The sequence below is a fragment of the Streptosporangium sp. NPDC000509 genome (assembly GCF_042898365.1).
In the GTDB taxonomy this organism is placed as follows: Bacteria; Actinomycetota; Actinomycetes; order Streptosporangiales; family Streptosporangiaceae; genus Streptosporangium.
The window spans coordinates 219,339-241,276 of the sequence record NZ_JBIAYX010000017.1 but is presented as its reverse complement, the minus strand read 5'-3'; the positions used below and the strand labels follow the sequence as shown (position 1 = coordinate 241,276).

Here is a 21,938-nt window from a genome sequence, read left to right as displayed (position 1 = left end):
TTCCCCGGTGGTGTGGTCACGACTTTCCGACCTGCCTTTCCAAGATGTCCATGTATTCGGCGAGGGCTACCAGCCCCGCCTCGTCGACCGGCGGAGGTCCGTACAGGGCGGCGCCGACGTGCGACGCCGCCTGGCCGGTCCGCTCGGCGATCGCGTTCACCAGCGCGTCGGGGCCGGTCCCCGGTGGCAGCCCGAGGCGGGGGGTGACCCGGTCGGTGAAGCCCGCGCGCAGGGCCGCGGCGGCCCGGTCGCGGGCCCGCCGTGCCCGGTAGAGCCTGGCACGTCCCTCGACGGTCTCGGCCGCCCGCACGACGACGGGCAGCCGCTCGGCCACCACGGGACCGAGCCTGCGGCCCCGCCAGAGCGCGAGCAGCAGCACCGCGAGGAACACCTGGACCACGGCCCACTTGACCCCTTGAGGGATCAGGTCGTAGAGACCGTCCCTACCGTCGCCCGCCGGGGGGGTGGTCTCGGGAGGCGTGAGCCAGAGCAGGGTGGGCCGCCCGCCGGCGAGGTTCGTCGCCAGCGCGGCGTTGCCGTCCTCGGCGAGCCGCAGGTTGGTCATGAACTGCGCGTCGCCCGCGACGGTGACCGTCCGGTCCCCCACGCTGTGGGAGACCAGGGTGGGCTTCCCGCCCGCCGGGTAGCAGCCGATCGCCCCGGCGGGCAGGGTGAGGGTCACGCCGCCGCTGTAGGCGCTGCCCGCCCTCGTCGCGGCCGGCAGCGCACACCGGGGCTCGCGGGATCGCGCCCGCGCCTCACCCACCGGGGCCACCCCGGGCGCGAGCAGGTCCAGGTGCTCGGGTACGCCCACCACCAGCAGGTCCGAGGGTGCGGCGGCGAGCAGCTCCGCCTCGTCCTCGTCGAGCGGGAAGGTCCGGCTCACCAGAAGGGTGCTGCCCTCGGGGCCCGCCTGCTCGGCCAGTGACGCGGCCTCCTCGGCCGAGGTGACCCGGGTGACCCGCACCCCGTTCGCCTGCAGCAGCCGGGCCAGGCCCTTGCCTCCCGAGAGCGAGGTGTCGGCGGGGTCGAGGGGTCTTTCCGGTCCGCCGGAGCCTCCGAGCAGCACGCCGGCGACGGCGACGGCGACCACGAGGAGCGCCACCAGCAGGATGCCCCTGCCGCCGCGCCAGAGGCCGCCCGCGGTCGGGGAGGTGGAGGTCGTCGCGGAGGCCCGCGTCGCGTTCCCCGGGCTCCCTGCGTTCCCTGGACTCCCTGGGTTCCCCGCGTCCTCGGCGGAGGCCGATACCGTCCTTCCCGGCGGGGCGAGGCTCATGGCGCGTCCGCCCGTACGACGGGCGCGGGGCGGGCCGTGCGCAGGTGCTCGTCGAGGTCGCGCATGATCCCGTACGCCTCGGGTGTGCCGGGCACCTCGCCGTAGGTCACGTCGTCGAACACCCGCGCCGCCGCGGCGAGTTCGGAGGCGAGCGCGGGCAGGGCTCGGCCCGCCTCCACGGCGAGCTCGTCGGCGGTGCGACCGGGGGTGTGGTCGATGATCACGCGGTCCTCCAGATCACGGGCGACGGCCCGGAGCCGTTCGCGGACCGCCTCGGCCCATCGGGCCTCCGCCGCCAGCCGCTCGGCGGCCTCACGGTGCTCGGCGGCGCTGAGGCGGCGGTCGCCGAAGATCCCGCCCTCGCGGGTGCCGCCGCCCCCGGCGGTCCTGCGGGCGACCAGGAGCAGCGCGACGACGATCCCGATCACGATCACGAGCAGGGCCGCCCGTGCCGCCAGGCTGCCGACGGTGCCCATGGACTCCTGGTCGAGCAGGTCGCCGAGGAACTGGTTGATGTTGCGCCAGACGCGGTCGAGCAGGGACTCCTTGGCGTACTCGGATCTGAGCAGCTCCTGGATCGCCTGGCGCCGCGCCTCTTCGCGCCCGATGTCGACGGGGGACGTCAGGAATGGGGCCACGGGGCTCCCTGGCCGGGGGGCTCGTGCCGCGCGGGGCCCGCGGGTGTGATGGAGGGGTCCCACAGATCGTCGGCCGACGCGTGGACCCAGCCCTGTCGCCGCTGCTCGATCGCCGCGGTCTGGAGCACCAGGTCGAACGCCTCGGAGCGCATCCGCCGGTCGGCGTAGAGCAGGCCGTTCACCCCCGCCTGGAGGGGATAGGTGATCATCGAGCCGAGGGTGACGCCCACCGCGATGAGGATCGCCGCGGCGATCCGCGCGCCATCCGAGCTCTCGCCGAGGAGGACGAGGAAACTCCCGCCCAGGACGAAGGGGAAGGAGAGCAGCTGGCCGACGAGGAACGCGATGATCTGGGTGAGGATCACGATGCCGAGCGTTCGCCAGAAGCCGCCGGAGACGAGGTGCCAGGATCTGAGCAACGAGTCGACGACGCCGCGCCGCTCCAGCACCGCGGCCGCGGGGGCGAGCACCAGTCGGGTGCTGACGAAGAAGGCGTAGGCCACGTAGGCCAATACCGCCACCACGCCCACGATCGCGATCACCCCGACACCGGCCCCCGCCGAGCCGAGTGCGAAGAACACACCGATGATCATGGCCATCGGGACGAGCAGGATCACGAGGTTGACGACGACGAGCCCGAACAGCGTGGGCACCCGGCTCCGGGTCAGCGTCCATGCCTCGCCGGCCGTCATCTTGCCGCCGAAGACCGCGCGGCCCAGGATGCGGGTGATCACGCCGGTGAGCAGCGTCACGGCGACGAACTGGATCGCGTAGGAGAGCAGGCTGCCGCCGTACTGGGAGAGGAAACTCCCCTCGTCGGGGGCCGCGTTCGGGTTCTCCAGGATCGGGGTGATGGATTCGAGCGCGATCACCTGCCCGATCGCGAGGGGGATCGCGCCCAGCGCGGCGGCGATCGCCGACAGGCCCAGGACGCTCTTGGGGTTGGAGCGCATCAGCTTGATCGCCCCGTCGAGGATGTCGCCCACGCCGAGCGGCCGCAGCGGGATGATGCCGGGGCGCATCGCGGGAGGCGGCATGTGCGCGCCGTACGGCGGCGGCCCGTAGGGGCCCTGCTGGTACGGCTGCTGGTGCGGCGGCTGCCCGTATGGTGCCTGGCCGTGGGGCTGCCAGGGTCCCTGAGGGGGCCCCTGCGGCGGCGCGGGAGGATCGGGCGCGGGGCCGGGGGCGGTCCACGGGGATCCCTGGGCGTTGCCGTACGGCGGGGGTTGGTTGGACGCCCAGCCCGTGGGCGTGCCGGGATCGCCGGGACTGGAGCCGTGACCGTCTGACATATCCCAATCCTGGCATGTGGACACACCATCCGTGGTGATCGGGTGATCACACGAACGTTTCATCCCCCTGAAGGAGGGTGGAGATGCCGGAGGGATGGCCGAGACACCGTGGTTTACCGCAGACTGTGAACGTGGTCATCACCGCCCGGTGTCCGCAGTCACCGGGTCGGCGGCGGCCGTGGGGGGCGTAACTGCGCGTTTTACGTTGAGTGCGCCTAAAATTCGTCAGTTGGACGCCCCGTCGTCGGCCGGTGTCATCCATTAGGCGGACGAGGGTAATCTTCGATGATCGACCGATTTATCACGATAACTCCCGAACTGCGTAAACCGAATGAGGGGCCATGAAAGGACGCGTGCTGGTCGTCGACGACGACGCGGCTCTCGCCGAGATGCTCGGTATCGTGCTGCGCGGAGAGGGCTTCGAACCCTCCTTCGTCTCCGACGGCGACAAGGCACTCGACGCGTTCCGCGACACCCGGCCGGACCTGGTCCTGCTCGACCTGATGCTGCCGGGGGCCGACGGGATCGACGTCTGCCGCCGCATCAGGGCCGAGTCCGGGGTGCCGATCGTCATGCTGACCGCCAAGAGCGACACCATCGACGTGGTGCTCGGGCTGGAGTCGGGGGCAGACGACTACATCGTCAAGCCCTTCAAGCCCAAGGAGCTCGTCGCCAGGGTCCGCGCCCGGCTGCGCCGCACCGACGAGCCGACGCCGGAGATCCTGCAGATCGGCGACATCACGATCGACGTCGCCGGGCACTCGGTGAAGCGGGAGGAGGAGACCATCAACCTCACCCCGCTGGAGTTCGACCTGCTGGTCGCCCTCGCCAGGAAGCCTCGCCAGGTCTTCACCCGCGAGGTCCTGCTCGAACAGGTCTGGGGCTACCGCCACGCGGCCGACACCCGCCTGGTCAACGTACACGTCCAGCGGCTCCGGGCGAAGATCGAGAAGGATCCCGAGCACCCCGAGATCGTCGTGACGGTCCGCGGGGTCGGGTACAAGGCCGGACCGGCCTAGCCGCCCTCTTCCCCGGACCCCCGAGATGCCTCCCGCACCGAAGAAACGCCGTCGCACCCCGCGCCAGCTGCTGCGGGGTGTCCGGCGTCGTGTCCGGCGCGTCGCCGGCCGGGCGCGACGCGTCTTCTGGCGCTCGCTCCAGCTGCGCGTGGTCACCAGCACGATGGTCATCTCCATCGTGGTCGTCGCCGTGCTCGGCGTCTTCCTGATGCAGCAGATCATCAGGACCACCCTGGAGACCAGGGAGAGCGCGGCCAAGAGCGAGGCGCAGGCCGACAGGAACGCGGTGCTCGGCTATCTCAGCCAGCCGGCGGCCGAGGCCGCCAAGCAGGCCGCGGAGCCGGGCCAGGCGCTGCAGCCGCCGGGAAGCAGCCCGCTCAGCCAGGCCACGGAGGCGCTCGCGCGGCGCGCGGGCTCGGCCAGCCGCTACTCGGTGATCATCCGTAACGAGACGCTGCCGGGGGCGTTCTACGGAACCACGGACATCGACCCCGTCAGCATCCCGCCCAGGCAGCGTGAGGAGCTGTTCAAGAAGGAGGCCGGCGAGGACAGCACCTGGTACACCCCGCTGTACTACAAGGGACAGCCGGAGCAGCCCGTGCCCGGCATGATCATCGGCACCCGCCTCGACTCGTCGTACGAGATCTACCACCTCATCCCGCTGGACAAGGAGGAGCAGACCCTCGCCTCGGTGCAGCAGATGATCATCCTTGTCGGCGCCGGCCTCGTGCTGCTGCTGGCCGTGATCTCCTCCCTGGTCACCCGCCAGGTCGTCACGCCGGTGCGGCTGGCCAGGCAGGCCGCCGAGCGGCTGGCCGCCGGGCGCCTGGACGAGCGGCTGAAGGTGCGCGGCGAGGACGACCTCGCCCGGCTGGCCGCCTCCTTCAACGAGATGGCCGCCAACCTGGCGCTGAAGATCCACCAGTTGGAGGAGCTCTCCCAGGTCCAGCGCCAGTTCGTCTCGGACGTCTCGCACGAGCTGCGCACCCCGCTCACCACCGTGCGGATGGCCGCCGACCTGCTCTTCGACGCCCGCGAGGACTTCGATCCGATGGCCGCCAGGTCGGCGGAGCTGATGCAGAACCAGCTCAACCGGTTCGAGGCGATGCTCGCCGACCTTTTGGAGATCAGCCGCTACGACGCGGGCGCGGCCGACCTCGACGTCGACTCCGTGGACGTCAGGGACGTGGTGCTGCGCGCCGTCGCCGACTCCGAGGCGCTGGCCGAGCGCCACTCCACCCGCTTCGACCTGCGCCTTCCCGGCGAGCCGTGCATGGCGGAGATGGACAGCCGCAGGGTCGAGCGCATCCTGCGCAACCTGCTGTTCAACGCGATCGAGCACGGAGAGGGCCGCGACATCGTCGTCTCGGTCGCCGCCGACAGGGACGCGGTGGCGGTGGCCGTACGCGACCACGGGGTGGGACTGAGAGCCGGCGAGGAGAACCTGGTCTTCGACCGTTTCTGGCGGGCGGACCCGTCCCGGGCGCGCACGATCGGCGGTACGGGCCTGGGGCTCGCCATCTCCCGCGAGGACGCCATCCTGCACGGCGGCTGGCTGCAGGCGTGGGGCTCGCACGGGGAGGGCTCGCAGTTCCGGCTCTCGCTGCCCAGGGTGGCGGGGGCGGTGCTGCGGGGCTCGCCGTTGCCGCTCGTACCCCCGGAGGTGGAGATGCGGCGCACCTGGCGAGGGCACATGACGCCGGTGCTGTCGCCGGCGGCGGCCGACGGGGGGCGCGATGCGGACTAGGACGGGCAGGACGGGAGGCGCGCGACGCCGGCCGGAGCCTGTGGGGAGCGCGACGCGGGCCGCCGGCGGAAGGGCGCGGCGACGGCCCGAGCCGGTCGGTGGCGCCGCGCGGACCGGTGTCCGCGGGGGGCGGTACGCGGCGCTGAGGGGAGGCGCGCGGAACGCGGGGACGGTGATCCTCGCGATCGCCCTCGTCTACGCGGTGAGCGCCTGTTCGGTCATCCCCACCGGAGGCAAGTCCGTCGTCGCCGTCGACAACGAGCGCAAGGGCAACCCGCTGGGCGACCCGTACGCGCGGGTCATCGCGATGCCGCCGAAGGCCGGCTGGTCGCCGGAGGAGGTCGTCACCGGCTTCCGCGCGGCGATGGCGAGCCTCGACGACCCCGCCTTCCAGGTCGCCCGCGAATACCTCACCGGCGACTTCGCCGCCAAGTGGAACCCGCGCAGCGGCGTCACGGTCTACCGGCAGGGCACGTACGAGAAGTTCGCGCCCCTCCGCGACGAGGACAAGCAGGCCCAGGTGACGCTCAAGGGCAGCAAAACCGCGATCATCGATCAGGACGGTCGATACCGCCCGAGCGGCGGCACGCTGAACCAGGCGTTCACCCTCGCCAAGGACGCGAACGGCGAGTGGCGCATCAGCGCGGCCCCCGACGGGCTCCTGTTGTCCGAGGCCGACGTCGCCCGCGGCTACCTGCCCGTCGACCTGTACTTCCTCGACTCCCAGTGGAAGGGCCTGGTCGTCGACCAGGTGCGGGTGCCGATCGACCCGGCCGCCAACTTCGCCAAGACGACGGTCGAGCGGCTGATCAGGGGGCCGAGCAGTTCCCTCAAGGACGCGGTGCGCACCGCCTTCACCGGCACCGAGCTCATCGACGTCACCATCGAGAACAACCGGGTCGTCGTCGACCTCACCAGGCGGGTGGACTCCGACCTGATCGACCCGATGTCGGCCCAGCTCGCCGCGACGCTCGCCGCGCTCACCAAGGGCGGCTGGGGCTTCGAGGTCACCGTGAACGGCGAGTCGTACTATCCCGACACGTCCCTCCAGATCGACGCTCAGGAGCATTCGAACTTCGACCCCTGGACGACCCCCGACGCCGTCTACCCGTTCTATCTCGCGGGCGGCGCGCTGCGGCTGCTGGACAAGGAGAACGTCGGGCGGCCCGTGCCCGGCAGGGCCGGTCAGAAGGGGGTGGGGACCCACCCCGCGATCAGTGGCCAGCCCGTACAGCAGGTGGCGGTGCTCTCGGGAGACGGCAGGAGCGTCTCCGTCGCGCCGCTCGCCGCGGGCGGTGAGTGGCGCGACTGGAGCACGGGGGTCTCCCTCGCCCCGCCCGCCTGGGACCGCTATCACACGCTCTGGACGGTCGACCGGCCCAACGACCACGCCTCGGTCATCACCCGGCACGACGGCGACAACAAACACCGGTACCGGGTGTCGGCCCCGGACCTGGAGACGTTGTACGTCAAGTCGCTCAAGGTCGCGCGGGACGGCGTGCACGTCGCCGTGATCGTCAAGGACGGGCTGGGCGAGCAGGTCCAGGTCGGTACCGTCATCGGAGAGCGGGAGAACACCCGCGTCACCAACCTCCAGACCGTGGTCAACGCCGACGGCAACCGGACGATCAAGGACATCGCCTGGAAGGACGGCAAGACCCTGTACGCGCTCACCGGCAAGTCGGAACTGCTCGAGGCCTCGGTCTCCGCCGAGCCCAAGTCCCTGCCCTTCGACTCCCGGATCGAGAGCATCACCGCCCTGGACAGCACCCTGCTCGCCGGGGCCAGGGACGAGCAGGGGGCCCGGCAGGTCCTGTTCTGGAACTCCACCAGGTGGGAGTCGCTGGTCAAGAACGAGACCGGGACCACGGACTTCACGGAGGACGGTCCCGCCTTCCCGGCCTTCCCCCTGAGCTGAGTCGAGCGACTCCTTCCATCGCCTCCGGTGGGGGACCGAACCCCCCTCCGGTACCCTGGGCTGGGCTTTTTTGTCGGTGTCGTATGCAACCTTGGATCCGTGACGACCGCCATGCTCGACCTGATCCTGCCGCCCCGCTGCGCCGGATGCGACGCGCTGGGCGCCCTCGTCTGTCCCCGCTGCGCGAAGGAGCTGCACGGGGCGCCCGCCCTCCGGATGCCGGACCCCGTTCCGCCAGGCCTGCCCGAGTGCTGGTCGGCGGCCGAATACACCCCCGCCGTGCGGCGAGCGATCATCGCCTACAAGGAGCGCGGTCGCACGGCCCTCGCCCCTCCGCTGGCCGGGGCCCTCGCCCTCGCGGTGGCGACGGCGGCCGGCGAGCGGCCGGTGCTGCTGGTGCCGGTGCCCAGCGCCCGCCCGGCCCTGAGGCGCCGCGGGCACGACCCGGTGACCCGGCTCGCGACGCTGGCGGCCGGTTACCTCCGCGAGGCCGGCTGGCCCGCGAGCGTGGCACGGGTGCTCGCCCAGCGCCGCCGCGTCGCCGACCAGGCGGGGCTGAGTTCCCTCCAGCGGGCCGCCAATCTCTCCTCCGCCTTTACGGTCACGATCGGCCGCAACGCGCCTGTGCCGCGCTCCTGGGGCGGTACGGAGGCGATTGTGCTGGTCGACGACGTCGTCACCACCGGTGCGACGCTCGCGGAGGCGGCGAGGGCGATGCGCGAGGCGGGGCTCACGCCCTCCCTCGCCGCCACGGTCGCCGCGACACGCCGGAGATCGAAAACCGGTGATCGCGACGGATCGTGACGCAGGGTGAGGTGGTGACCCGATCGTGGGGTCACCTCGACGCCACACCTCACTGTCCTGACCGTCTCGACGATGCCCTCATGGCTGCTCAAGAACGTGGGAAGCCCTCGCCGCTCCCGCCGTCGCCTTCCAGGAGCGGGAGCCCCGGAGCCGGTCGCCCGGTCCTGGATTACGCAAAGTGATCCTTTGGCCCACGGTCAGGCTGACATTCGGCCGGGATGCGGATAGCGTCTGAGCCATGGCACCCGCTCGGGTCCGTGGTTGCACCGGACCGACCTCCGCGAGGAGGCCGGCCCGGCTAGCCGATGCCAGCCGCAGGCGAAACGGTCCACGTAAGACGACTTCTCGTCGATCGATCACGGTGCGGCTTAGAGGTAAGTCCTGCCTTCCCAGGGAGCCAGATGTTCCTTGCCAGAAGAGAAGGGCATGTAGTGGCAAAGAGCTGCGAAACCCTCAGCAGGCGGATGTGGGGACGAAGACCAGGTCGGCCGAGCGGGTGTCGCAATACCACCGTCGAGGTTCGAAGGGGGGCTGTGCATGGAGATCATCGTCAAGGGTCGGCACACCGGAGTGAGTGACCGATTCCGAGACCAGGTGAATACCAAGCTGGCCAGGATCGAGCGTTTGGACCACAAGCTCATCCGCGTTGACGTGGAGGTGTCCAAGGAAAGTAATCCACGTATCGTCGATCAGCGAGAGCGCGTCGAGCTCACCATTCATTCACGTGGTCCCGCGATCCGGGCGGAGGCTTCGGCCGACGACCGATTCGCCGCCCTTGACATCGCACTCGGCAAGCTCGAAGGACGGCTGCGGCGGCTCGCCGACCGCAGGAAGATCCATCACGGCAACCACTGCCCGCCCTCGGTCGCCGAACTGACGGCCACCGCGCTCGCCGAATCCTTCGACACCGCCCCGGCTCATCTGTTCACCGAGCAGTCGCCGGCCGCGTCCAAGAGCGAGGCCGACGCCGACGTCACGGAGGACAAGAGCATCATCCCGATCCAGATGGACGGGGACGGTCCGCTGATGGTCAGGGAGAAGTTCCACGAGGCCGATCCGATGACCGTCGATCAGGCCCTTCTTGAGATGGAACTCGTGGGACACGATTTCTATCTCTTCCGTGACAAGGAGAGCGGGCAGCCAAGCGTCGTATACCTCCGACAGGGGTACAACTACGGCGTGCTGCGGCTCGTTGAGCCCTGAAGAACGCGTTCGAAGATCCTCTCCGACCAACCGAGGACCATGAAACCCGTGTAATCATGGCGGTCCACCGGCTCTGGCCCCCCGAGGAGGAGGCGTGACGGAACCCGACGACGCAACCGGCCCGTCCGGACACGGCGAACCGATCCGCGTGCTGATCGTTGACGATCACGCGTTGATCCGCCGCAGTCTGGAGATGGCGCTGGCCGCGGAGACGGACATCGAGGTTGTCGGCGAGGCGAGCGACGGGCAGGAGGCGGTCGAACTCGCCGACCGCCTCACCCCGGATGTCATGCTCATGGACGTCCGGATGCCACGGAGGAGCGGTATCGAGGCCACTCGTGAGATCAAGGCCTCGGTGCCGAGCACACGGATCATCATGTTGACGGTGAGTGACGAGGAGGAGGATCTCTTCGAGGCGATCAAGGCGGGTGCCACCGGCTATCTGCTGAAGAACGTCCAACTCGACGAGGTCCCGGAGGCCGTCCGCGGCGTCCACGAGGGGCAGTCGCTGATCAATCCGGCGATGGCCGCCAAACTCATCAGCGAGTTCGCCAACATGAGCCGTAAGGAGGCCGAGCGCCCCCCGCAACTCCCCGTTCCGCGCCTGACCGACCGGGAGATGGAGGTGCTCCGTCTCGTCGCGAAGGGCATGAACAACCGCGAGATCGCCAAGCAGCTGTTCATCTCGGAGAACACCGTGAAGAACCACGTCAGAAACATCCTGGACAAGCTTCAGCTCCACTCCAGGATGGAGGCGGTGGTCTACGCGGTCCGCGAGCGGATGCTTGAGATCACCTGACGCGTGCCCGGTGCGGTGACCGCCCGGCGGTCACCGCGCCCGGCCCCGGGCATCACGTTCGCGGGCCGGGCCGCGAGGTCACCGCGCTCAGCCCTGGGCGCCGTCCTTCAGGGCGTCCTGCAGGGGGCCTGCCAGGAGAGGATCGACGCGCTCGACCCGGACGGCCTCGCAGCCGACCCAGCTCGCGGCCTCCCAGAGCGCTCCGGCCAGCGAGGCGGCGCCCCTGGCCGGTGTGACATCGCCTTCGAGGCTCACCTGACGGGCCACCAGCGTGGACCCCTCCCGGGCCGGGTCGATCCGCCCGATCAGCCGGCCCCCGGCGAGGACCGGCATCGTGAAGTAACCGTGGACGCGCTTCTCCTTGGGCACGTACGCCTCAAGGCGGTGGTTGAAGCCGAACACACGGGCGGTGCGGGCGCGATCCCAGACCAGGGAGTCGAACGGGGAGAGCGGGGTCGTGCGGTGACGGCCCCTGGGCTCGGTCTCCAGCGCGGCCGGGTCGGCCCAGGCGTCGGCGGACCGCTCGGGCCACCCGGCGACGCGGACGGGCACCAGCCCGGTGGAGCCGTCGAGCAGGCACGCGTCGAGCAGCCGTGCCTCCGGGGCCTTCAGCCGCAGGAAGTCGACGAGGTCGGCACGGGTGGCCACGCCGAGCGCGGCCCCGGCCATCCCGGCGAGGCGGGTGACGCACTCGGCGTCGGACAACTCCTCGGCCAGCAGGTCCGCGGGGACCGCGCGCTCCGCCAGGTCGTAGACGCGGCGCCAGCCCACCCTGCGCGTGCAGACGACCTCGCCGGTGTCGAGCAGCCACTCAATGGCGATCTTGGAGTCCGACCAGTCCCACCACGGTCCGCCCTTCTTGGCGCCGCCGATGTCGGCGGTGGTGACCGGGCCGCTCTCACGGACCAGGTTCAGCACCTTGTCGACGCTGTCGGGGACCTCGTGCCAGCGGAACTTCCTCGCGCGGAAGTATCTCCGTCTGAAGGCGTACAGCGCCCAGTCGCCGATCGGCAGGATGCAGGCGGCGTGGCACCAGTATTCGAAGGCCCGCGCGGGCTCGTCCCAGTAGGCCCGCTCGACCTCCTGCCTGCCGACGGCGCCGAGGCGGGCGTACGCGACCAGCTCGTGGGAGCGGGCCAGCACGGAGATCGTGTCGAGCTGGACGGCGCCCAGACGGCGCAGGGTCGCGGGGGCGCCGCCTCGCCGGGACTCGGCGCCCAGGAACCCCTGGGCGCGCAGGATGACGCGGCGGGCCTCGTCGGAGGAAAGGGAGAGCTGCATGACCGCCCCAGGGGGAGACAACACGTCGTGGGCCGAGGCTAGCGCCTGACACCGACAACGCGGCCACGCCGGTGTCAGGGGGGCGTCCGGAGCGGGCGGGGATGAGCGCGCGCCCGCCGCGTCCGGGGATGAACCGGGGCGAACTCCGCCGCGCCGGGCGGTCAGTCCAGGACGCTCCGGCCGGTTCCGCTCATCCTGCGAGGAGCCTCGACGACGATGTCCTGGAAGACGCGGAAGACCAGGACGAGAACGCCGCCCATGGCGCAGACCGCCGCACCCATCCAGAAGACGAACCAGTTGGGGCCCAGACAGAGGGCGACCCCCGCGACGGTGAAGCCCAGCAGGATCACGGTCACCGCGAGCCAGGACGACGCCCTTCCCCCGTGGCCCCCCGAGCCCTTGTGGAGCGCGGGACCGCCGTCGCCCCCCTGACCCTCGTGGGTCCCGCCACCTGCCGGACGTGTGTCCTCCGTCATCACGACTCCTCCTCCCAGGCAGTGACCAGGCATGGCGACGCGCCCGCGCGAATCCCTCGCGGACGCGGCAAAGAGCGACATACCCTATGAAGCTGGTCGTACTCTCTCAAAGAAGCGGGCAAGGAACTCCCAGGGCCACAAGAGCGTCTTTGGGGGTGGCTGTGTCTGGTGGCGGAACCGCCTACGATGGCAGCGGAGAACCATGTCTCGTCCTCAGCCGGGCCGGTCCGGCCGCGGAAGACCTGCGAGGAGCTTTACCTAAAGTGCCAGCCTTTCTCGATAGAATTCTTCGCGCCGGCGAAGGCAAGCTTCTGCGTAAGCTCAAGCGGATCGCCGACCAGGTCAACTCCATCGAAGACGACTTCACGAGCTTGACCGACGCCGAATTGCGCGCGCTCACCGACGACTACAAGCAGCGCTACGCCGAGGGTGAATCCCTTGACGACCTGCTTCCCGAGGCGTTCGCCACGGTTCGCGAGGCGTCCAGGCGGGTTCTGGGTAAGCGTCACTTCGACGTGCAGATCATGGGCGGGGCCAACCTGCACATGGGCAACATCTCGGAGATGCGCACCGGTGAGGGCAAGACCCTCACCTGTACGCTGCCCACCTACCTCAACGCCATCTCGGGCAAGGGCGTCCACGTCATCACGGTCAACGACTACCTGGCCAAGCGTGACGGTGACGAGATGGGCCGTATCCACCGCTTCCTCGGCCTCGAAGTCGGCGTGATCCTGGCCAACATGCCGGCCGACGAGCGTCGCAAGCAGTACAACGCCGACATCACGTACGGCACGAACAACGAGTTCGGCTTCGACTACCTGCGCGACAACATGGCGTGGTCGCTCGAGGAGTGCGTCCAGCGCGGCCACCACTTCGCCGTCGTCGACGAGGTCGACTCCATCCTCATCGACGAGGCCAGGACGCCGCTGATCATCTCCGGCCCCGGCGAGCAGTCCGGCAAGTGGTACGCCGAGTTCGCCAAGATCGTCCCCCGGCTCCGCAGGGGCACCGAGGGCAAGGACGGCGAGGAGAACACCGGCGACTACGCCGTCGACGAGAAGAAGCGCACGGTCGGCATCTTCGAGTCCGGCGTGGAGAAGGTCGAAGACTGGCTCGGCATCGAAAACCTCTACAAGCCCGAGCACACCCACCTAGTCGGCTTCCTCAACAACGCGTTGAAGGCCAAGGAGCTCTACAAGAAGGACAAGGACTACATCGTCGTCGACGGCGAGGTCCTGATCGTCGACGAGTTCACCGGTCGAGTCCTGCACGGACGCCGCTACAACGAGGGCATGCACCAGGCCATCGAGGCGAAGGAAGGCGTCAAGATCAAGGACGAGAACCAGACTCTCGCCACGATCACGCTGCAAAACTACTTCCGCCTCTACGAGACCCTCTCCGGCATGACCGGCACCGCGGCGACCGAGGCCAACGAGTTCCACCAGACCTACAAGCTCGGCGTCGTCCCGATCCCGACGAACCGGCCGATGATCCGCAAGGACCAGGCCGACGTGGTCTACAAGACCGAGGACGCCAAGTTCCTGGCGAGCGTCGAGGACATCAAGGAGCGCTACGAGCGGGGCCAGCCGGTGCTGGTCGGCACCACGAGCGTCGCCAAGTCCGAGCGCCTCGCCAAGGAGCTCAAGCGCAAGGGCGTCAAGCACGAGGTCCTCAACGCCAAGAACCACGCCCGTGAGGCGGCCATCATCGCCGAGGCGGGCCGCAAGCACGCCGTCACCGTGGCGACCAACATGGCCGGTCGAGGCACCGACATCATGCTCGGCGGCAACCCCGACTTCCGTGCCGACCTGGAGCTGCGCAGCCGGGGTCTCGACCCGGTCGAGACCCCGGAGGAGTACGACAAGGCCTGGGGCGAGGCGCTGGAGAAGGCCAAGGCGGCCGTGCAGGCCGAGCACGACGAGGTCACCGAGCTCGGCGGCCTCTACGTCCTGGGCACCGAGCGGCACGAGTCGCGGCGCATCGACAACCAGCTCCGCGGTCGTTCCGGCCGTCAGGGCGACCCGGGCGAGTCGCGCTTCTACCTCTCGCTCGAAGACGACCTCATGCGCCTGTTCAACTCGGCGAGGGTCGAGATGATCATGACGCGTCTCAACATCCCCGACGACGTCCCGATCGAGTCCGGCATCGTCTCCAAGGCCATCGCCTCCGCCCAGCACCAGGTCGAGCAGCAGAACTTCGAGATCCGTAAGAACGTTCTGAAGTACGACGAGGTCATGAACCGGCAGCGCAAGGTGATCTACGCCGAGCGTCACCGGGTGCTGGAGGGCGCGGACCTGCACGAGCAGATCCGCGGCTTCGTCAACGACGTGATCGACGAGTACATCGCGGGCGCCACCGCCGAGGGCTTCGCCGAGGAGTGGGACCTCGACAAGCTGTGGAAGGCCCTCGGCCAGCTGTACCCCATCAGCATCACCGCCGAGCAGCTCATCGAGGAGGCCGGGGGACGCGAGGAGCTGACCGCCCAGTTCCTCGACGAGCGGATCAAGGCCGACGCGATGGCCGCCTACGACCGTCGCGAAGAGGAGATCAACGCCCAGGCCATGGACCCGGAGGCGATGCGGGTGCTGGAGCGCCGCGTCATCCTGTCGGTCCTCGACCGCAAGTGGCGCGAGCACCTCTACGAGATGGACTATCTCCAGGAGGGCATCGGCCTGCGGGCGATGGCCCAGCGCGACCCGCTGATCGAGTATCAGCGTGAGGGCTTCGAGATGTTCTCCCAGATGCTTGAGGGCATCAAGGAGGAGTCGGTCGGCTACCTGTTCAACCTTGAGGTCGAGGTCCAGAGCAACCCGATCGTCGAGGAGCACGACCACTCCGAGGACGCCGCGCTCGCGGAGACCCGCTCGATCATCGCCCGTGGCCTGCGCGGCCCGCAGCGTCCCGCCGAGCTGGAGTACACGGCTCCCGGCGAGAGCGGCGAGGTGGAGCACACCCGGGTCAGCACCAAGGCACAGCGCGACGCGTACGGCAACGTGGAGCGCAACGCCCCGTGCCCCTGCGGCTCCGGCAAGAAGTACAAGCGCTGCCACGGAGACCCCAAGAACGTCGAGGTCTGACCGTCGCCGGAGGGCCCGCACCACCACGGTGCGGGCCCTCCGGCGTGTCCGGATCTCCTCCGCTCCGGGCGGAGCGCGGCGGGCCGGGGGCGGTGGCCGCACGGATTCCGGCAGCGAGCGGTCACGGGCGTGGCGGGCTCCGCGCGGGGGCGGCCGGCCACGATTTCCTGGAACGAGCGACGCGTGCGGCGGACCCTGTCGCGAGCGGGCCGGTCAGGGGGTCGTCGGCTTCACGGCCTTCACGGCCTTCGGGGACGAGCTGCGGACGCGGCGGTGGGCCTGGGCGTCGCGGGCCCTCGGCGCGGGACGCGGTCGGGGGCCGTCTCGAACTCGGTGCACAGCCAGCGCACGCCCCTGCGTTCCAGCCGCAACGCCAGGACGCGCGAGCGGTCGCCGCAGTCGACCACGACGCACATCTCCACGATCCCGTCCTCGGGCTGGGAGACGTGGACCCTGCCGACCCGGGGCGGGCGCGCACTGTCGATGACCTTCCCGCTCCTGGCCAGCTCGGCCTGGACCCTGCCGGTCAGGTGACAGGAGACGCTCGCCGGGGGGCGCCTTCCGGACAGGATCTCGGCGACGGCCTGCGCGAGGGCCCGCAGTCTCCGCTCGCCGGGGACCGCGCCGGGCGGGCCCCAGACCAGCGGTTTCCCGGCCGAGGAGCCAGGCTCTCGGGGATCGAGGGCGAGAGCGAGGGTGCCCTGCACGTACGGCGGTACGGCCGGGGCGTTCCCGGTGGGGCGGTCGTCGTCGTAGGGCGGTTCCGCGGCGGGGGAGGGGGCGATTCTGGGGAGTGCTGCCGGGCGTCGTGGGGGCGGCATGAGGGCTCCGATGTGCTGGTCCGGGGGCGGGGAAATCAACACATCAGGGAGTTTCCGGCCCGCTGTGCAGATACGCGGCCCGCCAACTTCCCGGAAATCGCGGTCGATTCGTCCTGTTGGGTGGAGAAGGTCGCCTCAGGTTGGAGCGGTCGTTTCCGGTTGAGGCGGGTTGTGGCCAAAGCCGTGATCGCCGACGGACGGCCGAAACCACTCGGCGCACCTCTCAGGAGAGGGGCGGTCCGCTCTCCGCGTCTCCCTGGGCCCGGCCGGTGTTCGTGTTTTCCCGAGCCCGGTCGGTGTCCGCGTTTTCCCGTGCCGGATTGTCATCCGCCCGGCTTCGCGCCCGCCCGGTGTTCGTGTCTTCCCGAGCCCGGTCGCTGTTCGTGTCTCCCGGTGTCCGGCCACCGTCCGCGCCTCCCCGCACCGGGGTGGAGGACTCCCCGGAGTCGACGTCGGGTTCGGGCTCGCGGCCGGGGGTCATGATGTTCAGTCTTCTGATCAGGAAGGTGAAAACGGTGTAGTAGATCACCGCGTAGAACAGCCCCATCACGATGATGATCGGTATCCCCCGGGCGTTGGGCGCGGTCCCGTACAGGCCGAGGTCGATCAATCCGGAGGAGAAGCTGAAGGCGAGTTTGGCGCCCAGGGCGGAGGCGACGGCCATGGAGATGCCGGTGAGCACGATATGGATCACGAACAGGACCGGCGCCACGAAGATGAAGGCGAACTCGATCGGTTCGGTGATCCCGGTGAGGAACGCGGTGAGCGCCGCGGAGATCATGATCGAGCCGACCGCGGTGCGGCGGTGCGGTGGCGCGGCCCGCCAGATGGCGATCGCGGCGGCGGGCAGGCCGAACATGAGGACCGGGTAGAAGCCGGCCTCGAAGCCGCCGTAGCCGACGGCGCCGTTGTTGAAGCAGATCAGGTCCCCGGCGAGCTTCTTGCCGTCGACCACGCACTCGGGCACCTGGGTCCAGATCACGTTGTTGACGATGTGGTGCATGCCGAGGGGGAGCAGGGCGCGGTTGATCATGCCGTAGATCCCGGCGCCGAGCTCGCTGTTGGAGGCGAGCCAGGCCCCCGAGGCGCGGACCCAGCCGCCCAGCAACGGCCAGACGAAGCCGAAGAGCACGCCGATCACGAGCCCGGCGAAGGCGGTGAGGATCGGCACCAGGCGACGCCCACCGAAGAAGGCGAGCCAGGTCGGCAGCTTGGTGCGGTAGTAGCGCTGCCAGAGCAGGGCCGAGACCAGGCCCATCACGATCCCCCCGAGCACCCGGGTCGGGTTCTGCGCGCCGAGGTTCAGCACCGTGTCGGGGACGCCGGGGTCGCTCCTGTCGAACACCTCCGTGGTGATGGGCCCCCTCAGATCGGCGTCGAAGAGGATGAAGAACATGTTCATGCTCACGGCGTGGAAGACCAGGTAGCCGACGAGTGCCGCCAGGGCGGTGGAGCCGTCGGCCTTGCGGGCGAACCCGATGGCGACGCCGATCGCGAACAGGATGGGCAGGTTGTCGAACAGGGCGCCGCCCGCGGTGCCGACGACCCGGGCCACGTCGTCGAGCAGCGCGCTGTCGGTCCGGCCGAGGAGGTCGTCCTGCCCGAGCCTGAACAGCAGACCCGCGGCCGGCAGGACCGCGATCGGCAGCATCAGGGACCGTCCCAGGCGCTGGAGCACGCTCATCGCCGCGGACCCGCGCGGGTGGGCGGCGGGCGGACCCGCGTCCGCCGAGAGAGGGCTCATCGGGCTTTCCTCCAGAGGCTGGAAGGGAGGAGGGCGGCGAAGGGGCGGTGGGCGGGGGGTGACGGTGGCGGTACGGGCACGGTGGATGGGACGTTGTCGGAGGGCGAGGTCGGAGGGCGAGGTCGGCGGTGGACGGGACGTGCGCGGGAAGTCGAGGCCGGTAACCGGTCTCGGATGTGGTCGAGAAGCGAGGTCGGTGGCGGGTCTCGGCTGTGGCCGAGAAGCGTGGTCAGCTGCGGCGGGTCGGTATCTCCAGGATCGTACGGAGCTGGTAGCGGTCGGCGCGATAGGTGGACACCCCGAGTTCCGCGCAGACACCTCCCGCGAAGGAGCGTCGCTGGAGTAGCAGCACGGCCCCGCCGCGCGGCAGCTTCAGCAGGTCGGCGTCACCGGGATCGGCGATGCCGCCGTCGATGGTGAGCTCTCCGGCGTCGAGCACCAGGCCGTAGCGGGTCTCCAGAAGGGCGTAGAGGGAGCGGCCCGTCAGGTCGTGGGTGTCGAGGTCGGGCGCGAGGGAGACGGGAATGTGGGCCCGCTCGATGCACATGGGCTCGTCGGCCGCGGTCCGCAGCCGTTCGATGAAGTGAACCTCGTCGCCCGGCTGGATGCCGAGTTCCCGCGCCAGGTGCGCGCTCGCCCTGACCACCCGCCGGTCCAGGTCGCGGGAGCCGGGTTCCATGCCCCTGGCGCGCATCTCGTCGCTGAAGGAGGTGAGCCGCAGGGACATCTCGATCTTGGGGCGGGCCACGAAGGTGCCCTTGCCCGCCACCCGCTGCAGCCTGCCCTCCGAGACGAGGTGGTCCACGGCCTGCCGCACGGTCATGCGGGACAGTCCGAAGCGCTGGCAGAGCTCGCGTTCCGACGGGATCGCCGTGCCGATCGCCAGCTCGTTGTTCTCGATGAGATCGAGCAGGATCTCCCGGAGCTGGAAGTATTTGGGCACCGGGCTGTCCGGATCGATCCGGGCCACAGGATCCTCCCCCCTCGATCTGAGATGCCTCATGAGCTATGGTTCGTACTGGTCTAGTCCGGACTAGACCACAGGCCGGAAAAGGGTGTCAACGTACGGACCGGAGACGGATCGGTAACGGCCCGGTCTCGTCCGTCCGAACCGAAGGATGAGCGCGAGATGACGACCAAGATGCGCAGCGAGATCGCCGAGCAGCCCGCCGCGCTGCGAGCCACGCTCGACGCACTTCTCCCCAGGGTCGGGGAGGTGGAGCGGCTCGCCGGGCAGACCCGCCAGCTGCTGTTCATCGCCCGCGGCACCTCCGACAACGCCGCGGTCTACGGCCGCTATCTCGCCGAGACGCACACGGGCAGGCTCTCCACGCTCGCCGCTCCCTCGATCGCCACGACCTACCGGCGCAGGCTGGACCTCGACGGTGTGCTGGCCGTCGCCCTCTCCCAGTCGGGCAGGACCGAGGAGATCGTCGAGACCCTCGCCTGGGCGAAGGACTGCGGCGCCAGGACCGTGGCCATCACCAACGGCGGCGAGCAGACCCCCCTCGCGCAGGCCGCCGACCTCGCCCTGTGCACGGTCGCGGGCGAGGAGAAGGCCGTCCCCGCCACCAAGACCTACACCACCGCGCTCGCCGCGCTCGCCGTGCTCGCCCTCGGGCTCGGTGCGGACGTCGACGCCGCCGACCTGCGGCGGGTGCCGGACGCGGTCGAGAAGCTGATCGGTGACCCGGGCGACCTGGAGGCGATCGTCGAGGGCCTGGCCGACAAGCCGGGTGTCGTGGTCTCCGGCCGGGGTCTGGCCTTCTCCACCGCGCTGGAGGTGGCGCTCAAGCTCAAGGAGGCCTGCTACCTGCACGCGATGGGCCTGTCGTACGCCGACCTTCTGCACGGCCCGATCGCCGTGGTCGACTCCGACACCCCGGCCATCCTGGTCGCGGCGGGCGAGGGCCCGACCCTGGCGGGCACCGTGGCGCTCGCGGAGAGGGTGACCGGCGCGGGCGCCTCGGCGTACACGGTCGGCGGCGGCAATGCGCTCTCCTCGGTCGCCACCGCCGCGCTGAACGGCCCCGACCTTCCCGAGTGGGTCGCGCCGCTGGGCCTCATCGTCCCAGGTCAGCTGCTCACCGAGGCGCTCGCGCGCAGGCTGGGGATCGACCCCGACTCCCCCCGAGGTCTCAACAAGGTGACCCAGACCGACTGATCGTGACATGTCCTTTAGCCTGGTCATAGCCTTGGGGACAGGGTGATCACATCTGGAGGGCGACATGGCGGCCGACGCCGACGCGATCATCGCTGGACTCGGTGGGGCGGACAACATCATCGAGATCGAACCGTGCATCACCCGGCTCCGCACCGAGGTGCGCGACGCCTCCAGGGTCGACCAGGCCGCCCTGCGGGCGGCCGGCGTGCACGGTGTGATGGCGGCGGGCAACGTCGTCCAGGTGGTGGTGGGCCCCGAGGCCGACACGATCGCCAGCGACATCGAGGACATCATCGGCTGAGCACGACCGACATGGACATGGGCACGAGCCGGTCAGGGCAGGGGAGGACGCTCTCACGGCGGGGGTGTGCCCGAACGGCGCGAGTGGTACGGGCGACGCGGGTGGCAGGGGCGGCAGGGGCAGGGACGGGCCGCCCTCGCGGGCGGCGGCAGGCCGAGGGGGGAACGGTGACCACAGTTCTGGCACCGGTCGCGGGGGTGGCCGTGCGGCTCGGCTCGGTGCCCGACCCGGTTTTCTCCGAAGGACTGGTCGGGCCCGGTGTGGCGATCGAGCCGGACAGGGCGCCCGGCAGGGTGCTCTCTCCCATCGCGGGCACCATCGTCAAGCTGCACCCGCACGCGTTCGTGGTCGTCGGCGACGACGGCCGGGGGGTCCTCGTCCACCTCGGCATCGACACGGTCGAACTCAGGGGCGAGGGCTTCGAGACACTGGCCGCCGAGGGTGACCGGGTGAGCGCGGGGCAGCCGGTGGTGGCGTGGGATCCGGCCGGGATCGAGGCCGGCGGGCGCTGCCCGATCTGCCCGGTCGTGGCGCTCGACGCCGCCGCGAGTGCCGTCACCGGCCTGGCCACGGGGGCCGTCGACGCCGGGGACGACCTTTTCGAGTGGGACGATCCGGTCTGAGAGCTCGCGGAAGCGACCACGAGACACCGGCCGTGCGACACCGGCCGCGAAGCCGAGAGTGGGGACGAGAAGTGGCGACGACAGCGAGACCGCCCGTGAAGGCGGCACTCTTCGATCTCGACGGAACGCTGATCAACACCGAGCGGCGGAGCATGGCGATGTGGTCGATGCTGCTCGACAGCCACGGGGTGGTCCACGACGAGATCGTGCTGCGCGGATTCATGGGACGGCGTGGGCGCGACGTCCTGACGGAGCGCGCCCATCTCTTCCCCGGTAAGCGGATCGACGACCTGATCGAGGAGGTCTTCTCCTTCCAGGACCATCCCGGCCTGCCCGGCATCGTGCCGGTGCCCGGCGCCGCCGAACTGGTCCGCAGGGTCGCGGCGCACGGTTCGCCGGTCGCGGTCGTCACCTCCGCCGACCGTGACTGGGCGGAGGAACGGCTCGCGCAGGTCGGTGTCCGCGACCTGCTGGAGACGATCGTGTCCGCCCACGACGTGATCGTGGGCAAGCCCGATCCCGAGGGATTCCTCCTGGCCGCCGCACGCCTGTCGGTCGATCCGGCACACTGTGTGGCGTTCGAGGATTCCATTGCCGGGATCACGGCGGCGAAGGCGGCGGGCATGGCGTGCGTGGGCATAGCGACCACGCACGCGGGCACCGAGCTGGCCGGGGCCGATCTCGTGGTCACCGACCTGACGGGGGTCGCCTGGCCCCTGTCGCCCAACGATCTCGCGGTCTAGACCGCGAGAGGA

At 70.3% G+C, this 21,938-nt stretch carries 19 protein-coding genes; 11 read left to right on the top strand and 8 right to left on the bottom strand.

Annotated features, from left to right (window positions below; all coding sequences use genetic code 11):
• Positions 1–16: 16 nt before the first annotated feature.
• Genes ACFY3D_RS29735 through ACFY3D_RS29725 form a run of 3 tightly spaced genes read right to left on the bottom strand, consistent with a single transcriptional unit; the run spans position 17 to position 3,206 of the window.
• A complete protein-coding gene (locus ACFY3D_RS29735) occupies positions 17–1,276 on the bottom strand; it encodes a DUF4350 domain-containing protein (protein WP_389985295.1) in 1,260 nt (419 codons plus the stop codon).
• On the bottom strand, positions 1,273–1,914 hold the full coding sequence (locus tag ACFY3D_RS29730) for a DUF4129 domain-containing protein (protein WP_350946494.1): 642 nt from the start codon (positions 1,912–1,914) through the stop codon (positions 1,273–1,275). Before ACFY3D_RS29730 ends, ACFY3D_RS29735 begins: the two co-directional genes overlap by 4 nt.
• Positions 1,899–3,206 (bottom strand): hypothetical protein, encoded by a 1,308-nt coding sequence (locus ACFY3D_RS29725; protein ID WP_389985292.1) that lies wholly within the window; start codon positions 3,204–3,206, stop codon positions 1,899–1,901. The genes ACFY3D_RS29730 and ACFY3D_RS29725 overlap by 16 nt, the downstream gene beginning before the upstream one ends.
• Before the next feature lie 341 nt (positions 3,207–3,547).
• Here ACFY3D_RS29725 and mtrA point away from each other — a divergent pair, with 341 nt between their 5' ends.
• From mtrA to ACFY3D_RS29695, 6 genes are all read left to right on the top strand, one after another.
• Positions 3,548–4,225 carry an MtrAB system response regulator MtrA gene (gene mtrA / locus ACFY3D_RS29720; RefSeq protein WP_030907316.1) on the top strand — a complete coding sequence of 226 codons (678 nt, stop codon included), beginning with the start codon at positions 3,548–3,550 and terminating at the stop codon, positions 4,223–4,225.
• 25 nt (positions 4,226–4,250) lie between these two features.
• Entirely contained in the window at positions 4,251–5,972 is a 1,722-nt protein-coding gene (gene mtrB / locus ACFY3D_RS29715; protein WP_362906257.1) for an MtrAB system histidine kinase MtrB, read from the top strand.
• A gap of 172 nt (positions 5,973–6,144) precedes the next feature.
• Positions 6,145–7,890: an LpqB family beta-propeller domain-containing protein gene (locus tag ACFY3D_RS29710; RefSeq protein WP_389985289.1), complete on the top strand. Its 1,746-nt coding sequence runs from the start codon at positions 6,145–6,147 to the stop codon at positions 7,888–7,890.
• Between the two features lie 99 nt (positions 7,891–7,989).
• Entirely contained in the window at positions 7,990–8,694 is a 705-nt protein-coding gene (locus ACFY3D_RS29705) for a ComF family protein (RefSeq protein ID WP_389985286.1), read from the top strand.
• Positions 8,695–9,231: 537 nt separating this feature from the next.
• Positions 9,232–9,897 (top strand): ribosome hibernation-promoting factor, HPF/YfiA family, encoded by a 666-nt coding sequence (hpf, locus tag ACFY3D_RS29700; protein WP_350946499.1) that lies wholly within the window; start codon positions 9,232–9,234, stop codon positions 9,895–9,897.
• Positions 9,898–9,991: 94 nt separating this feature from the next.
• Positions 9,992–10,696, top strand: a complete 705-nt coding sequence (locus ACFY3D_RS29695; protein WP_350946500.1) for a response regulator transcription factor — start codon at positions 9,992–9,994, stop codon at positions 10,694–10,696.
• An 87-nt stretch (positions 10,697–10,783) separates the two neighbouring features.
• Here ACFY3D_RS29695 and ACFY3D_RS29690 read toward each other — a convergent pair whose 3' ends face one another.
• Both ACFY3D_RS29690 and ACFY3D_RS29685 read right to left on the bottom strand, forming a co-directional pair.
• Entirely contained in the window at positions 10,784–11,977 is a 1,194-nt protein-coding gene (locus tag ACFY3D_RS29690; protein WP_389773638.1) for a winged helix-turn-helix domain-containing protein, read from the bottom strand.
• 161 nt (positions 11,978–12,138) lie between these two features.
• A complete protein-coding gene (locus ACFY3D_RS29685) occupies positions 12,139–12,453 on the bottom strand; it encodes an HGxxPAAW family protein (protein WP_389985283.1) in 315 nt (104 codons plus the stop codon).
• A 263-nt stretch (positions 12,454–12,716) separates the two neighbouring features.
• Between ACFY3D_RS29685 and secA the strand changes: the two genes are divergently transcribed.
• Complete coding sequence (gene secA / locus ACFY3D_RS29680) at positions 12,717–15,530, top strand: preprotein translocase subunit SecA (protein ID WP_350946503.1); 2,814 nt, start codon at positions 12,717–12,719, stop codon at positions 15,528–15,530.
• 239 nt (positions 15,531–15,769) lie between these two features.
• On the opposite strand, the gene ACFY3D_RS29675 is transcribed toward secA, so the two are convergent.
• The 3 genes from ACFY3D_RS29675 to ACFY3D_RS29665 form a co-directional block, all read right to left on the bottom strand.
• On the bottom strand, positions 15,770–16,393 hold the full coding sequence (locus ACFY3D_RS29675; RefSeq protein WP_389985280.1) for an Rv3235 family protein: 624 nt from the start codon (positions 16,391–16,393) through the stop codon (positions 15,770–15,772).
• A gap of 181 nt (positions 16,394–16,574) precedes the next feature.
• Positions 16,575–18,095 carry a PTS transporter subunit EIIC gene (locus ACFY3D_RS29670; RefSeq protein WP_389985277.1) on the bottom strand — a complete coding sequence of 507 codons (1,521 nt, stop codon included), beginning with the start codon at positions 18,093–18,095 and terminating at the stop codon, positions 16,575–16,577.
• Positions 18,096–18,324: 229 nt separating this feature from the next.
• Positions 18,325–19,098, bottom strand: coding sequence for a GntR family transcriptional regulator (locus ACFY3D_RS29665; protein ID WP_389773628.1), 774 nt, complete (start codon positions 19,096–19,098; stop codon positions 18,325–18,327).
• 126 nt (positions 19,099–19,224) lie between these two features.
• On the opposite strand from ACFY3D_RS29665, the gene ACFY3D_RS29660 reads away from it, so the two are divergent.
• The 4 genes from ACFY3D_RS29660 to ACFY3D_RS29645 all read left to right on the top strand — a co-directional run bounded on the left by ACFY3D_RS29660 (position 19,225) and on the right by ACFY3D_RS29645 (position 21,926).
• Positions 19,225–20,259, top strand: coding sequence for an SIS domain-containing protein (locus ACFY3D_RS29660; protein ID WP_362906275.1), 1,035 nt, complete (start codon positions 19,225–19,227; stop codon positions 20,257–20,259).
• Positions 20,260–20,323: 64 nt separating this feature from the next.
• Complete coding sequence (locus ACFY3D_RS29655) at positions 20,324–20,560, top strand: glucose PTS transporter subunit EIIB (protein ID WP_350946508.1); 237 nt, start codon at positions 20,324–20,326, stop codon at positions 20,558–20,560.
• A gap of 167 nt (positions 20,561–20,727) precedes the next feature.
• Positions 20,728–21,183 carry a PTS glucose transporter subunit IIA gene (locus tag ACFY3D_RS29650; protein WP_350946509.1) on the top strand — a complete coding sequence of 152 codons (456 nt, stop codon included), beginning with the start codon at positions 20,728–20,730 and terminating at the stop codon, positions 21,181–21,183.
• A 95-nt stretch (positions 21,184–21,278) separates the two neighbouring features.
• The gene (locus ACFY3D_RS29645) at positions 21,279–21,926 is read left to right on the top strand and encodes an HAD family phosphatase (protein WP_350946510.1); all 648 of its coding nucleotides are present in this window, start codon (positions 21,279–21,281) and stop codon (positions 21,924–21,926) included.
• Positions 21,927–21,938: the final 12 nt, after the last annotated feature.